Source organism: Mycobacteriales bacterium, assembly GCA_040902655.1.
Lineage (GTDB): Bacteria > Actinomycetota > Actinomycetes > Mycobacteriales > SCTD01 > SCTD01.
Window position 1 is genome coordinate 80,634 of the sequence record JBBDWV010000041.1, and the last position, 12,772, is coordinate 93,405.

At 71.2% G+C, this 12,772-nt stretch carries 16 protein-coding genes; 15 read left to right on the forward strand and 1 reads right to left on the reverse strand.

The window, feature by feature from the left end:
* Positions 1-9: 9 nt before the first annotated feature.
* The 15 genes from flgL (at position 10) to WD794_11990 (ending at position 12,301) form a co-directional block, all read left to right on the forward strand.
* Positions 10-915 carry a flagellar hook-associated protein FlgL gene (gene flgL, locus WD794_11920; protein MEX2291017.1) on the forward strand — a complete coding sequence of 302 codons (906 nt, stop codon included), beginning with the start codon at positions 10-12 and terminating at the stop codon, positions 913-915.
* 12 nt (positions 916-927) lie between these two features.
* Positions 928-1,332: a flagellar assembly protein FliW gene (locus WD794_11925; GenBank protein MEX2291018.1), complete on the forward strand. Its 405-nt coding sequence runs from the start codon at positions 928-930 to the stop codon at positions 1,330-1,332.
* Positions 1,333-1,398: 66 nt separating this feature from the next.
* Positions 1,399-1,683 carry a type II toxin-antitoxin system Phd/YefM family antitoxin gene (locus tag WD794_11930; GenBank protein MEX2291019.1) on the forward strand — a complete coding sequence of 95 codons (285 nt, stop codon included), beginning with the start codon at positions 1,399-1,401 and terminating at the stop codon, positions 1,681-1,683.
* Complete coding sequence (locus WD794_11935; protein MEX2291020.1) at positions 1,680-1,952, forward strand: type II toxin-antitoxin system RelE/ParE family toxin; 273 nt, start codon at positions 1,680-1,682, stop codon at positions 1,950-1,952. The genes WD794_11930 and WD794_11935 overlap by 4 nt, the downstream gene beginning before the upstream one ends.
* Before the next feature lie 83 nt (positions 1,953-2,035).
* Entirely contained in the window at positions 2,036-2,308 is a 273-nt protein-coding gene (gene csrA, locus WD794_11940) for a carbon storage regulator CsrA (GenBank protein MEX2291021.1), read from the forward strand.
* A gap of 83 nt (positions 2,309-2,391) precedes the next feature.
* Positions 2,392-4,692: a chemotaxis protein CheW gene (locus tag WD794_11945; GenBank protein ID MEX2291022.1), complete on the forward strand. Its 2,301-nt coding sequence runs from the start codon at positions 2,392-2,394 to the stop codon at positions 4,690-4,692.
* Positions 4,689-5,177 carry a chemotaxis protein CheW gene (locus WD794_11950; protein MEX2291023.1) on the forward strand — a complete coding sequence of 163 codons (489 nt, stop codon included), beginning with the start codon at positions 4,689-4,691 and terminating at the stop codon, positions 5,175-5,177. Before WD794_11945 ends, WD794_11950 begins: the two co-directional genes overlap by 4 nt.
* A complete protein-coding gene (locus tag WD794_11955) occupies positions 5,170-6,873 on the forward strand; it encodes a methyl-accepting chemotaxis protein (protein ID MEX2291024.1) in 1,704 nt (567 codons plus the stop codon). The genes WD794_11950 and WD794_11955 overlap by 8 nt, the downstream gene beginning before the upstream one ends.
* Before the next feature lie 25 nt (positions 6,874-6,898).
* Entirely contained in the window at positions 6,899-7,273 is a 375-nt protein-coding gene (locus WD794_11960; protein MEX2291025.1) for a response regulator, read from the forward strand.
* A 1-nt stretch (position 7,274) separates the two neighbouring features.
* Positions 7,275-8,378 (forward strand): chemotaxis response regulator protein-glutamate methylesterase, encoded by a 1,104-nt coding sequence (locus tag WD794_11965; GenBank protein MEX2291026.1) that lies wholly within the window; start codon positions 7,275-7,277, stop codon positions 8,376-8,378.
* Positions 8,375-9,214, forward strand: coding sequence for a protein-glutamate O-methyltransferase CheR (locus WD794_11970; GenBank protein MEX2291027.1), 840 nt, complete (start codon positions 8,375-8,377; stop codon positions 9,212-9,214). Before WD794_11965 ends, WD794_11970 begins: the two co-directional genes overlap by 4 nt.
* Positions 9,211-9,696: a chemotaxis protein CheX gene (locus WD794_11975; protein MEX2291028.1), complete on the forward strand. Its 486-nt coding sequence runs from the start codon at positions 9,211-9,213 to the stop codon at positions 9,694-9,696. Before WD794_11970 ends, WD794_11975 begins: the two co-directional genes overlap by 4 nt.
* Positions 9,693-10,058 carry a response regulator gene (locus WD794_11980; protein MEX2291029.1) on the forward strand — a complete coding sequence of 122 codons (366 nt, stop codon included), beginning with the start codon at positions 9,693-9,695 and terminating at the stop codon, positions 10,056-10,058. The genes WD794_11975 and WD794_11980 overlap by 4 nt, the downstream gene beginning before the upstream one ends.
* The gene (locus WD794_11985) at positions 10,051-11,448 is read left to right on the forward strand and encodes a PilZ domain-containing protein (protein MEX2291030.1); all 1,398 of its coding nucleotides are present in this window, start codon (positions 10,051-10,053) and stop codon (positions 11,446-11,448) included. The genes WD794_11980 and WD794_11985 overlap by 8 nt, the downstream gene beginning before the upstream one ends.
* A 10-nt stretch (positions 11,449-11,458) precedes the next feature.
* Entirely contained in the window at positions 11,459-12,301 is an 843-nt protein-coding gene (locus WD794_11990; protein MEX2291031.1) for an HDOD domain-containing protein, read from the forward strand.
* Positions 12,302-12,313: 12 nt separating this feature from the next.
* Here WD794_11990 and WD794_11995 read toward each other — a convergent pair whose 3' ends face one another.
* On the reverse strand, positions 12,314-12,706 hold the full coding sequence (locus tag WD794_11995; GenBank protein ID MEX2291032.1) for a globin: 393 nt from the start codon (positions 12,704-12,706) through the stop codon (positions 12,314-12,316).
* Between the last annotated feature and the right edge of the window lie 66 nt (positions 12,707-12,772).

A 12,772-nucleotide genomic window follows, 5' to 3' on the forward strand; every position in this document is an offset into this window, starting at 1 on the left:
GATCTCGCCATGTCCACCGCTTTCCGCATCACGCAGCGGACCGTCAGCAACACGATGCTGGCCGGTCTGCAGGCCAACATGGGCCGCATGCAGAAGCTGCAGGAGCAGCTGTCCTCCGGTAAGGAGGTCAGCCGGCCGTCCGACTCCCCGGTCAAGACCGTCGAGGCGATGCAGTTCCGCTCCGGCATCCGGCGCACCGAGCAGTACGCCCGCAACGCCGACGACGGCCTCGCGGTGCTCGGCACGACCGACGCGGCGCTGACCGACTCGCTGAACATGACGGGCCGTGTACGCGAGCTCACCATCCAGGGGCTGAACGACACGCTGAACCCGCAGGCACGTGAAGCCATCGCCGCCGAGATCGACACCCTGCGCGAGGGGCTGCTCGGTATGGCGAACACGCGCTACCTCGACCGGCCGATCTTCGGCGGCAACACCAACTCAGCCGATGCGTACGACAAGGCAGGGACCTTTCTCGGCGACGGCGGCAAGGTCACCCGGACCGTCGCGCCCGGGGTCAAAGTGGAGGCGAACGTGAACGGGCCGGACGTGTTTGGCAAGGACGGTGAGGACTCGCACCTGTTCACCGTGCTGAAGAAGATCTCGGACGCACTGCGCGGCCAGACACCCGACATGCACGCCGACCTCAGCACAGGGCTGAAGAACCTCGACGTCGCGGTCGACCGCGTGATCACCACCCTCGGCCAGGTCGGCGCCCGCTTCAACCGCGTCGAGACCATGCGCAACGCGGCCGAGGACCAGCTGCTCACGTTGACGAACAGCCTGTCGGAGGCCGAGGACATCGACCTGCCGAAGACGATCGTCGAGCTCCAGATGCAAGAGGTCGCCTACAAGGCGGCTCTCGGCGCCACTGCCCGTGTCGTCCAGCCCTCCCTTCTCGACTTCCTTCGCTAACAGGAGCCTTCGTTGACCACTGCCGTTCTGCCTGAGACTGTCCTGCCCGTGCTGACGATGGACGGCGGCCTGGCCGGCTTCCCCGGAGCCGACCGCTACGCGCTCGTCGAGCTGCCCGAGGCCAGCCCGCTCTTCCTCCTGCGCAGCCTGGACGTGGAGGGCCTGGAGTTCGTCGTCGCACCGCCGGCCGTGTTCTTCGCCGACTACGCCCCGGAGCTGGACGACGCCACCGTCGACCTGCTGGGCATCACCGACGCGACGGACGTCCTGCTGCTGGTCATGCTCACGGTCGGGACCGGTATCGAGACCGCCACGGCCAACCTGCTGGCCCCGATCGTCATCAACCAGCGCACCCGCTCTGCCGCGCAGGTGGTCCTGCAGGCCGACTGGCCGCTGCGCGCCCCGCTGCGCCCCTGACGCCGATCGGGCTCGACCACCGGCTTACTGGACATGTCGTCGCGGATTCGCGCTAGGATTCTGTACATGACGACCCTCCCGTTGGCGGACGCCCGCGCGCAGCTCTCGCGGCTGATCGACGACGCGGCAAGCACCCACGAGCGTTTCGAGATCACCCGCAACGGTCGTCGCGCGGCGGTGCTGCTCTCCGCCGACGACTACGACACGCTGCAGGACACGATCGCCGTCCTCTCCGACGCCGACCTGCTGGCGGCACACGTGGACGGTCGCGCGGCTCTCGAGGCCGGTGACGTCCTGGACGCCGAGCAGCTCGCCGACACCATGCGGAGGGCAGGTCGGCTCCGGCGGTGAGCGAGCGCTACCGGCTGCACATCGCGCGCCCGGCGGCGAGAGCCCTGGCAGAACAGCTGCCCGAGAAGGTGGCCGCAGCGGCCTATGAGTTCATCACCGGTCCGCTGCTCGACGACCCACACCGCGTCGGCAAGCCGCTCGCGCCGCCGATGGCCCCTGCCTGGACCGCCCGCCGAGGCAGCTACCGGATCCTGTACCACCTCGATGACGTGCACCGCCTCGTCCAGGTCACGGCCGTGCGGCATCGCTGCGAGGCCCACCGGTCCTGACCTCGGCGAGGGTGCTGTGCACCCGCCTGCCCGGTCGCCCTGCCTATGCTGGCCTTCCTGGTCCACCACGGAAGGAACACCAGATGCTGGTCCTCACCCGCCGCAGTCAGCAGAGCATCATGATCGGCAAGGACGTGGTCATCACGATCCTGGAGGTGCGCGGCGACCAGGTCCGCCTGGGCGTGTCCGCGCCCCGGGACGTGGCGGTGCACCGCGAGGAGGTCTTCCTCGAGCTGCAGGAGGCCAACAAGTCCGCCGCCTCCCCGTCGGCCGAGGCGATCAGCGCCCTGGGCAGCCTGCTGTCTGCTCCCGATCCCGACAAGGCTGACGAGAAGGACACACCCGGCACGACCTGAAGGCTCAGGTTCGGCGCGAACAGCCCGATACCAGTGACGAGCGGGACGCACACGTCGTCCCCACTGGTTAGGAGGGACGTGGCGTGGAGCTCGACGACATCGTCCGCGAGTTCCTGCTCGAGAGCCACGAGAACCTCGACCAGCTGGACCTGGACCTGGTCGCCCTGGAGCACGAGCCGGACTCCCGGCCCCTGCTCGGCAGCGTCTTCCGCACCATCCACACGATCAAGGGCACCTGCGGCTTCCTGCCCTTCCCGCAGCTCGAGCGCGTCGCGCATGTCGGGGAGAGCCTGCTGGTCCAGCTCCGCGACGGCCGGCTGGCGCTCACGCCGGACGTGGTCGACGCGCTGCTCCGGCTGGTCGACGCGATCCGCAACGCGCTGGCCCGGATCGAGAAGACCGGCGAGGAGGGCAGCGCCGACAACGCCGACCTGATCGCGACCCTGACCGCGCTGCAGGAGCCCCGGGACGAGTCCGCCGAGCCCCGCAACCAGGCCCCGTACGCCTCTCCCACGCACGTCGGCCCGGTGGTGGGGACGCAGCCGCTGGGCCAGGTCATGATCCAGACCGGCGACGTCGAGCTGGAGGACGTCACGCTGGCGGTGCTGGCGCAGGCCGGCGGCGACGAGCGCCGGATCGGCGAGATCCTCGTCGGGCTCGGTGCCACGGACGCCGATCACGTCGTCAACGCGCTCGAGGTGCAGGTCGAGACCGGCCGGTCCGCCGCTGACAGCACGATCCGGGTCGACGTGGACCTGCTGGACTCGCTCATGCGCCTGGTGGGCGAGCTTGTCCTCACCCGCAACCAGATCGTGCAGCACGCGGGAGGTCGCGGCGACGCGGCCCTGACCCGCTCCTCGCAGCGGCTGAACCTCATCGCCAGCGAGCTGCAGGAGGGCGTCATGAAGACGCGCCTGCAGCCCATCGACAACCTGTGGAGCAAGCTCATCCGCATCGTGCGCGACCTCGGCGTGGCCTGCGGCAAGCAGGTGCACCTGGAGCTGCAGGGCCGCGACACCGAGCTGGACAAGACCATCCTCGAGGCGATCAAGGACCCGCTCACGCACTGCGTGCGCAATGCGGTGGACCACGGCTTCGAGACGCCCGAGGAGCGGCAGGCCGCCGGCAAGCCGGCCGAGGGAACCCTGCTGCTGCGCGCTTTCCACGAGGGCGGTCAGGTCAACGTCGAGATCGTCGACGACGGGCGCGGCATCGACGCCGGGCGGCTGGGTGCAAAGGCGCTCGAGCGCGGCATGGTCACCACCGAGCAGCTGGCCCGGATGACCGAGCGTGAGCTGCTGCAGCTGGTCTTCCTTCCCGGCCTGTCCACCGCGGGCGAGGTCACGAACGTGTCCGGCCGCGGCGTCGGCATGGACGTCGTGAAGACCAACATCGAGAAGATCGGCGGCGCGGTCGACGTGACCAGCCGCCCCGGCCGCGGCACGACGTTCCGCTTCAAGATCCCGCTGACACTCGCGATCATCCCTGCCTTGATCGTCGCCTGCGGCGAGCAGCGGTACGCGATCCCGCAGGTCAGCCTGGTCGAGCTCGTCCGCCTGGAGGAAGGCAGCTCCGGCGCAGGGAAGGCCATCGAGCGCATCTCGGGTGCACCGGTGCTGCGGCTGCGCGGGAACCTGCTGCCGCTGGTCTACCTCAACGAGCAGCTCACACTGCCCAAGCGCGAGGACGACGGCTCGGCCACCTTCATCGTCGTCCTGCAGGCCGACGAGCGGCAATTCGGGCTCGTGGTGGACCGGATCCACAACACCGAGGAGATCGTCGTCAAGCCGCTCGGCGCACAGCTGAAGGGCCTTGCGCTCTACGCCGGTGCGACCATCCTGGGTGACGGCGCGGTGGCGCTGATCCTGGACACGCTGGCGCTGGCTCAGCGGGCCCACGTCCTGCAGCCGGGCAGTGACCGCCGGTCCTCCGCGCAGCAGGTCGACAGCAGCGCGGCGTCCCGGGTCGCCCAGCCGCTGCTGCTCGTCGGCTGCGGCGGACGTCCCGCTGCCATCCCGCTGGCGATGGTCACCCGCCTGGAGCAGTTCCCGGCAGCCGCCGCGGAGCAGGTCGGGCATCGCGAGGTCGTGCAGTACCGCGGGGCGATCCTGCCCCTGGTTCGGCTCGACCACGGCTCCGGCGGGTCGGCCGACCCGCTCAACGTCATCGTCTACACCGAGAACGGCCGCAGCGTCGGGCTCGTGGTGGACTCCATCGTCGACATCACCCGCGACGTGGCCGGCAGCGACGAGCAGGAGCAGTCGGGCTCGGCGGTCGTCCAGGGGCGGGTGACCGAGCTGCTGAATGTCCGGGAGGCCATCCTCAGCGGCGACCCGCACTTCTACAGCACCGAGCTGCCCACGTCCCTGGGTGTCTTCGCATGAGCAGCCAGCAGTTCACCACCTTCACCGTCGGCGGCCAGCTGTTCGGCGTGGAGGTCGAGAGTGTCCAGGAGATCATCCGCTACCAGCCGATGACGCCCGTACCGCTCGCCGCTCCGGCGGTGGCCGGGCTGATCAACCTGCGCGGCCAGGTCATCCCGGCCATCGACGTCCGGCAACGGCTCTCGACGTGGTCGCGAGGCGGCCCGGAGCGGCCGGTGAACGTCATCGTGCGCACCGACACCGGTCCGGTCAGCCTGCTCGTCGACCAGATCGGCGACGTCGTCGACGCCCGGGACGACGACTTCGAACCCCCGCCCGAGACGCTGGTCGGCCCGGCCCGGGCGCTCATCCGCGGCGCCTACAAGCTCGACACCGAGCTGCTGCTCGCCCTCGACGTCGCCGGCGTCGTCACCATCGCCTCCCACCCCGACGGCCTGACCAGGCCTTCTTCCCCCTCCACGAAAGGAACGGCCGGTCATGGCTAGCACTCCCACGAGGAGCCCGATCCGCTCGGGCAACGCCCTCTCCCGCAGGTTCACCGACCTCAACGTCGGCCCCAAGATCCTGGCCGCGGTCCTCGCGGTCGCCGTCGTCGCCGTCGGCATCGGCCTGCTCAGCATCAGCCGGCTGGGCTCGGTGCAGCAGCGCGCGGCCGTCATCAGCGACAGCAACATGGTGTCGATCCGTACGCTGGGCGACGTGCGGGCTGCCACGCTCCAGTCGCGCGTGGACCTGACCAACCACGCCCTGAGCGCCGACCCGAAGGTCATGGCGTCGTACGAGAAGGCTATCGAGGAGGACGACGTCCACGTCGACGCGGACATCGCGGCCTACCGGGAGAGCAACCCGGCCGGGCTGGCGCAGGTGGAGGAGTTCGTCACGGTCTGGGCCGGATACCGGCAGGTGCGCGACAACGAGCTGCTGCCGGCCAGCCGGGCGAACGACGAGGCCACCTTCCAGCGGGTTCGTAACGAGAAGGCCGCCCCGATGGCGGAATCCGCTCTCGACCTGCTGAGCCAGGCTCAGGAGGCCGAGCAGGCGGATGCGCAGGCCAACACGCGCGAGGCGGCGCAGACCGTCGCCGACGCCCGCCAGGCGATCCTGCTCTTCCTGGTCCTCGGCCTGGTCGCCGGGCTCGGCCTGGCCACCTACGTCGCCCGGCTCATCACCAGGCCGCTGCGCACCGTCTCCGACGTGCTCGAGGGCGTGGCGCAGGGCGACCTCACCCGCACCGCCAACATCGACAGCAAGGACGAGGTCGGCACGATGGCCCGCGCCCTGGACGTCGCCACGGAGAACATGCGCCAGGCGGTGCAGGCGATGGCCGGCAGCGCCACCACGCTCAGCTCCTCGAGCGAGGAGCTCTCCGCCGTGAACAACCAGATCGCCGCCAACGCCGAGGAGACCTCCGCGCAGTCCGGCGTCGTCTCCGTCGCGGCCGAGCAGGTCAGCCGCAACGTGCAGACGGTGGCGACCGGCGCCGAGGAGATGGGTGCCTCCATCCGCGAGATCGCCCAGAACGCCGACGAGGCGGCCCGCGTGGCGGCCAGCGCGATGAGCGTGGCGCAGACGACCAACGCCACCGTCGCCAAGCTCGGCACCAGCTCCGCCGAGATCGGCAACGTCGTCAAGGTGATCACCTCCATCGCCGAGCAGACCAACCTGCTGGCGCTGAACGCGACCATCGAGGCGGCCCGTGCGGGCGAGGCCGGCAAGGGCTTCGCGGTCGTGGCCAACGAGGTCAAGGACCTCGCGCAGGAGACCGCCAAGGCAACCGAGGACATCGGCCGCCGGGTCGAGGCCATCCAGTCCGACACCCGGGCCGCGGTCGAGGCCATCGGCGAGGTCAGCGCCATCATCGGCCGGATCAACGACTTCCAGACCACCATCGCCTCGGCGGTGGAGGAGCAGACCGCCACCACCAACGAGATGAGCCGCAACATCGCCGAGGCCGCGACCGGCTCGACCGAGATCGCGTCCAACATCTCCGGAGTCGCCTCTGCGGCGCAGACCACCAGCTCCGGGGTGACCCAGTCGCAGGCGGCGGCCAACGAGCTCGCCCGGTTGGCCACCGAGCTCCAGCAGCTGGTCAACCAGTTCCGGTTCGAGGCTGCTGCACACGCCGTCGACCTGCCCGCGCAGCGCGGGCCGGCGACGTACGCCCTGTCCACCACCCACTGATCCGGCCAGAGGCGAGGAGCAGCTCATGCGGGCACTGGTGATAGACGACTCACGCGCGATGCGGAGCATCCTGCGGCGCACGCTGGCCGAGCTCGGCTTCGAGGTCGAGGAGGCCGGGCACGGGCAGGAGGCGATCGACCTGCTCACGACCGGGGAGGCCCTTCCGGACGTGTGCCTGGTGGACTGGAACATGCCGGTCATGAACGGTCTGGAGTTCGTCAGCGCCGTGCGCCGGACAAAGGAGTGGCGGCAGATCACCCTCATGATGGTGACCACGGAGAGCGAGCACTCCCAGGTCGTCCGGGCGCTGGCCGCCGGCGCGCACGAGTACGTCATCAAGCCGTTCACCGGCGACGCGATCGTGGACAAGCTCAACCTGCTCGGGCTGGTCGACGCCTGACATGTCCCGCATCCACGTGCTCGTCGTGGACGACTCGGTGGTGGTCCGCCGGTTCCTCAGCGACGTGCTGAGCGCAGATCCCGAGCTCGCGATCGCCGGTACCGCGGCGTCCGGGCGGATCGCGCTCGCCAAGATTCCCCAGGTGGCGCCCGACCTCGTCGTGCTCGACCTGGAGATGCCCGACCTCGACGGTCTGGCCACCCTGCGGGAGATCCGCCGGCTCTACCCGAGGCTGCCGGTCGTGATGTTCGGCAGCATCACCGACGGCAGCGCGGCCGTCAGCCTCGAGGCGCTGGCCCTGGGCCCCACCGAGTTCGTGGCCAAGCCGGCCAACGTCGACAGCCTCCATCGCGGGGTGGAGCAGGTCTCCAGCGAGCTGGTCGTCAAGATCAAGGGACTGTGCGCGAGACTGCGCCCCCTGACCACCCGCCCACGACCGCTGCCCGATCCGGCAGTGGTGTCCCGGATCCGACCCCCGGCTCCGCGACCCGCCTTCGGCGGTATCGGCATCGTGGCCATCGGTGCCTCGACCGGCGGCCCCGATGCGCTGGCCGAGCTGCTCCCCGCGTTGCCGGCCGACTTCCCGGTGCCCATCGTCGTCGTCCAGCACATGCCGCCGGTGTTCACCACCCGCTTCGCCCGCCGACTCGACGCAGCCTGCGCCCTCAGCGTCCGCGAGGCGCAGACGGCCGACCTCGTCCTGCCAGGCCGGGTCCTGCTGGCGCCGGGGGACTACCACATGCGGCTGCGCCGGGACGACGACACCGTGCGGGTCGTTCTGGACCAAGCGGCGCCCGAGAGCTTCTGCCGACCCGCGGTGGACCCGCTGCTGCGCTCCGCCGCCGAGGTCTACGGCGGCAGGACCCTCGGCGTGGTCCTGACCGGCATGGGCCAGGACGGCATGCGCGGCTGCGAGCGGCTACGCGGCCTGGGCGCCACGATCCTGGCGCAGGACGAGAAGACCTCGGTCGTGTGGGGGATGCCGGGCGCTGTCGCCGGCGCCGGGCTCGCCTCGCGGGTCCTGCCGCTGGAGGCACTCGCCGGCGAGATCCTCAGGCTGGTGCTCGGCCGCGCCGACGCCGCCGTCCGGGCGGGTGCCACATGAGCCTGGCCGCGGAGGACTTCCGCTACATCAGCGACCTGGTGCACCGGCACTCGGCGATCGTGCTCGAGCCGGGCAAGGAGTACCTCGTCGAGTCCCGGCTGACTCCTGTCCTGCGGGACGAGGGCAGCGGAAGCATCGCGCACCTGGTCCAGCGGCTGCAGTCCCGCCGGGAACCCACCTTGACCACCAAGGTGGTGGAGGCGATGACGACCAACGAGACGTCGTGGTTCCGGGACCAGCACCCGTTCGACCTGTTCGCGGGGCACCTGCTGGACACGCTGCAGAGCACCCGGAACGCCGAGCGCAGCATCGACGTGTGGTGCGCGGCCGCCTCGACGGGCCAGGAGCCCTACAGCCTGGCGATGCTGCTGCAGGACTGGTTGCTCGCCCACCCGGGGTGGCGCGGCCGGATCGTCGCCACCGATCTCGACGAGCAGGTGCTCACCCGGGCGCGCACCGGCCGTTACTCCCAGCTCGAGGTCAACCGGGGTCTGCCCGTGCAGCGGCTGGTCCGGCACTTCTCCCGGGCCGGGACCGAGTGGGAGCTCGACGAGGGCCTGCGCCGGATGGTGGAGTTCCGGCAGCTCAACCTGGCAACCCCGTTTCCCCCCACCACCGGCACGTACGACGTGGTGTTCTGTCGCAACGTGCTCATCTACTTCGACCTGGCGACCAAGCGCGCGATCCTCGGGCGCCTGAAGCAGGTGCTACGGCCGGGCGGCTTCCTCGTGCTGGGTGGGGCCGAGACCACCCTGAACATCGACGAGGACTTCGAGCGCGTCCAGATCGAGCGTGCCACCTGTTACCGAGTCCGCAGCGGAAAGGCCCGATCATGAACGACACCCTTCTGGAGCTGATCCCCCTCAGCTCGGACGACCTCATCACGATCACCCAGGACGTGTGGTCGTCGTTCCTCGACCTGGACCTTGGTTCGGTGCCCGTGGAGTCCGCTGCGCTGGCGGGCCCGGTCCTGACGGCCGTGGTCAGCATCTCCGGCGCCTGGGAGGGCTCGCTGCAGCTCGACTGCCCGCAGGGACATGCCGTGGCGGCGGCGGCCACGATGTTCTCCGCCGAGATCGGCACGGTGACCCATGAGCAGGCATGCGACGCGCTGGGGGAGCTGGCCAACGTGGTGACCGGCAACGTCAAGAGTCTGCTGCCCGCGCCCAGCGCGTTGTCCATCCCCTCCGTCCGGACGACGTCCCCGGACCCACGGCCCGAGGCCGCCGGGGCTCCGCCGGCGCTCCTGCGCCGCGTCGCCTTCGTCGCCGCACCGGGCCCGCTCCACGTCAGCATCTGGAAGGCAGGGACAGCATGAAGATCCTGGTCGTCGACGACAGCAAGGCGATGCGGATGCTCATCATCCGCTCGCTGGAACAGGCCGGCCTCGGCAGCCACACCTTCCTCGAGGCCGGTGACGGCTTCGAGGCCTTCACCCTCGTGACCACCGAGGCACCCGACCTAATCCTGTCCGACTGGACGATGTCCGGCGTCGGTGGGATGGACCTGCTGCGGGGCCTTCGCGGAGCCGGCAACACGGTGCCCTTCGGCTTCGTCACGGCACAGGCGAGCGAGCTGCGTCGCGAGGAGGCCCTCGCGGCAGGCGCCCAGTTCATTCTCGGCAAGCCCTTCCTCGCCGCATCCCTCGGCGACGTGGTGCGGGAGTACGTCGATGGCTGACGCCGGCGACCCTGTCCCGTCGCTGGGAGATGCCTCGGCCCTGCTGCTGAGGTCGGTGTCGGCCCAGCTCCGCCGGTTGCGGCCGCGGGTCCCGGCTCGGGCTCGGCTGACGCTCCGGCCCCCGGCTGCCCCCACCGTCGCTCGCGACGTCCGCGCCACGACCCCGCCGGTGCGCCGTAGGATCCTGTGGCGGCACCTGCTGACCTCTGCCGCCCTGCTCGTGGGCATCGCCGGGTCGACCGCCGGACTGACCTGGTGGAGCTGGCAGACGTTGCAGGACCGCCAGGTCCAGCTCGCGGGCGAGCAGTCGCTGAGCAAGAACAGCTCCGACCGCTCGCTTGTCGGCGACCTGGTGCGGCGCGAGGAGAAGCGCGAGGAGAAGGGGGTGCTGGCGCCCAGGGAGAAGACCGGCCCGGGAAGCAGGACCCTGGAGAGCTCCGGGGGCAACCGGTCGGCTTCCGCGCCGAGGAGCGTCAGTGTCGACGGGCGAATCGTCGCCTTCGGCATCATCGCGGCGGCACTGGCCGCCGCGGCCGGCGCGAGTCGGCTGGTCCTGCGGCGCTACCGGCTGCGTGCTGCGGCAGCGCCGCTGATCGTCGACCTGCGGCCCTCGCTCGAGCCCAGGCCCGAGGTCGAGGTCGCTGCCGACCCGGAGCTGGAGCCGGACCCCGAGGCGGAGCTGGAGCCGGACCCCGAGGCGGAGCTGGAGCCCGCGGCCGACCCGCACGGGCAGGCAGCTGCGGTCGCCTCCGCCGAAGACCTGCCGGACGAGGCCGCGGGCAACCTCCCCGACGACGCCGCCGTCGCGGGGCTGCTCGTCGAGCAGCGCCTGCCCGAGCCGGCGGAGCATCGCCCGGTGGCCCTGGCGGCGGAGCCCGCTGGGCCGGCCGGCACCGCTGTGTCGCTGGCCGAAAACGGTGTGGTTCCGTCCGCCGGCTGGCCGGTGGAGCAGGAGCCCGTTGCCGCGGGTGGCGCACTCGCGCTGCTGGCGTCGCTGCCCGCCGACTCCGACAGCTACGACGGCGTTTCGGAGGACGAGGCGGCGCGCGAGCGGATCTTCGACCGGCGGGCCACCCGGCGGGTGCCGTACGTCCAGCCGGCCTGGATATGGTGGGCGGAGCAGAACGCCCCGGTGACTGTGCAGGACCTCAGCGTCACGGGGCTGCGGTGCCTGCTCGGCTCCGCACCGGGAGCCGCGGCACTGCAGGCGCCGGCGCTGGGCGACGAGGTCCGGATCTTCTTTCCCGTGAGCGGATCCACGATCAAGGTGAACACGCGCGTGCAGTGGAAGGAGTACACCCCGCAGGGGACGGAGATGGGCGTGGAGTTCGTCGACCTGCCGCAGGCGGACGCCGTGGTCATCCGCCAGTTCGCCGCCGCGGCGGACTGAGGGCCGAGCGGTGAGTTCGACCGAGGCGCCGGCCGACGGTGCCGGCATGCTCGTCCGGGAGCTCCTCCTGCAGCTCGAGCAGCTTCCGCCCGCCCAGGCTGCGGCGCTGCGCGTGGTGCAGATCGTCGACGACCCGGACAGTTCCGCGGCCGGCGTGGCGACGGCGGCGAGCGTGGACCCCGCCCTCACCGCCCGGATGCTCCGGATGGCCAATTCCGCCTACTACGGCCTGTCCGGGCGGGTGGCCTCGGCATCCGCCGCGGTCACGGTGATCGGCTTCGACACCGTCCGCTCGCTGGCCGCGCTGGCCGCGGCCGGTCTCGGGCCGGACGGGGAGCTGCCGCCCGGCTTCTGGAGCCGCGGTGCGGCGACGGCGTCCGGCGCGGCCCTGCTCGCCCGCAGGGTCGGCGCCGACGTGCCCCAGGCGTTCTGCGTGGGGATCCTGCACGACCTGGGCACGGCGTTGCTGTGGCGCAACAATCCCGCCCTGCACCGCACTCTGCTGGCCCGTGCGGTGACCGGTCCGCCGGCGCACGTCCTGGAGTTCCGGGAGTACGGCGCGACCCACGCCACGCTCGGCGCGGACGTCCTGGGCACCTGGAACTTCCCGGAGGACCTGTGCACGGCCATCGGCCGGCACCACGACCCGCCGTCCGCCGGCGCGACGCCGCTGCGACGGGCTCTGCAGGGGGGTATCGCGCTGGCCGGGCTGGCCGCCAGGTCCGTGCGGGCCCAGGACCGTTTCGTGGTCGCCTCGCTGGCTGCGGCGGGCGTCGGCGTGGCCGATCGCACCGACCTGGTGGCGCAGGTGCGCAGCGAGGGCCAGGCGCTGGCCGGTGCGCTGCTGAGCTGACCTGCGGCGGGGTCAGCGCAGCAGGCTGTCCTCCTGCGGGGGGTGGTTCACCAGGGAGTACGCCGCCCGCTCCAGGTGCTCCCAGATCGCGGTGTGCGCCTCGTCCGTCAGGTCCAGCCGGTCCAGCGCCGCACGCATGTGCGCCAGCCAGGCGTCGCGCTCCCGCTCGCCGATCTGCCAGGAGACGTGCCGCATCCGCAGCCGCGGGTGCCCGCGCTGCTCGGAGTAGGTGGTGGGCCCGCCCCAGTACTGCACCAGGAACATCCGCAGCCGCTCCTCGCCGGGCCCCAGGTCCTCGGGGTAGAGCGGCCGCAGGACCGGGTCGTCCGCGACGCCTTTGTAGAAGTCGGCGACCAGCTGCCGGAAGACCGGCTCGCCACCCACCGCGTCGTACAGGCTCGTCATGCCTCCATCCTGCCTCAGCCCGGATCCACCGTCTCGGGAGTTGTTGATCTTCCGGACGGCTTGTTG

What these genes read in the sequence shown, in the direction of transcription:
- flgL (MEX2291017.1), top strand. Translation starts at nt 10, where the DNA reads ATGTCCACCGCTTTCCGCATCACGCAGCGGACCGTCAGCAACACGATG.
- WD794_11980 (MEX2291029.1), top strand. Translation starts at nt 9,693, where the DNA reads ATGAAGATCCTGGTCGTCGACGACAGCAAGGCGATGCGGATGCTCATC.
- WD794_11955 (MEX2291024.1), top strand. Translation starts at nt 5,170, where the DNA reads ATGGCTAGCACTCCCACGAGGAGCCCGATCCGCTCGGGCAACGCCCTC.
- WD794_11930 (MEX2291019.1), top strand. Translation starts at nt 1,399, where the DNA reads ATGACGACCCTCCCGTTGGCGGACGCCCGCGCGCAGCTCTCGCGGCTG.
- WD794_11975 (MEX2291028.1), top strand. Translation starts at nt 9,211, where the DNA reads ATGAACGACACCCTTCTGGAGCTGATCCCCCTCAGCTCGGACGACCTC.
- WD794_11985 (MEX2291030.1), top strand. Translation starts at nt 10,051, where the DNA reads ATGGCTGACGCCGGCGACCCTGTCCCGTCGCTGGGAGATGCCTCGGCC.
- WD794_11950 (MEX2291023.1), top strand. Translation starts at nt 4,689, where the DNA reads ATGAGCAGCCAGCAGTTCACCACCTTCACCGTCGGCGGCCAGCTGTTC.
- WD794_11995 (MEX2291032.1), bottom strand. Translation starts at nt 12,706, where the DNA reads ATGACGAGCCTGTACGACGCGGTGGGTGGCGAGCCGGTCTTCCGGCAG.
- WD794_11970 (MEX2291027.1), top strand. Translation starts at nt 8,375, where the DNA reads ATGAGCCTGGCCGCGGAGGACTTCCGCTACATCAGCGACCTGGTGCAC.
- WD794_11960 (MEX2291025.1), top strand. Translation starts at nt 6,899, where the DNA reads ATGCGGGCACTGGTGATAGACGACTCACGCGCGATGCGGAGCATCCTG.
- WD794_11965 (MEX2291026.1), top strand. Translation starts at nt 7,275, where the DNA reads ATGTCCCGCATCCACGTGCTCGTCGTGGACGACTCGGTGGTGGTCCGC.
- csrA (MEX2291021.1), top strand. Translation starts at nt 2,036, where the DNA reads ATGCTGGTCCTCACCCGCCGCAGTCAGCAGAGCATCATGATCGGCAAG.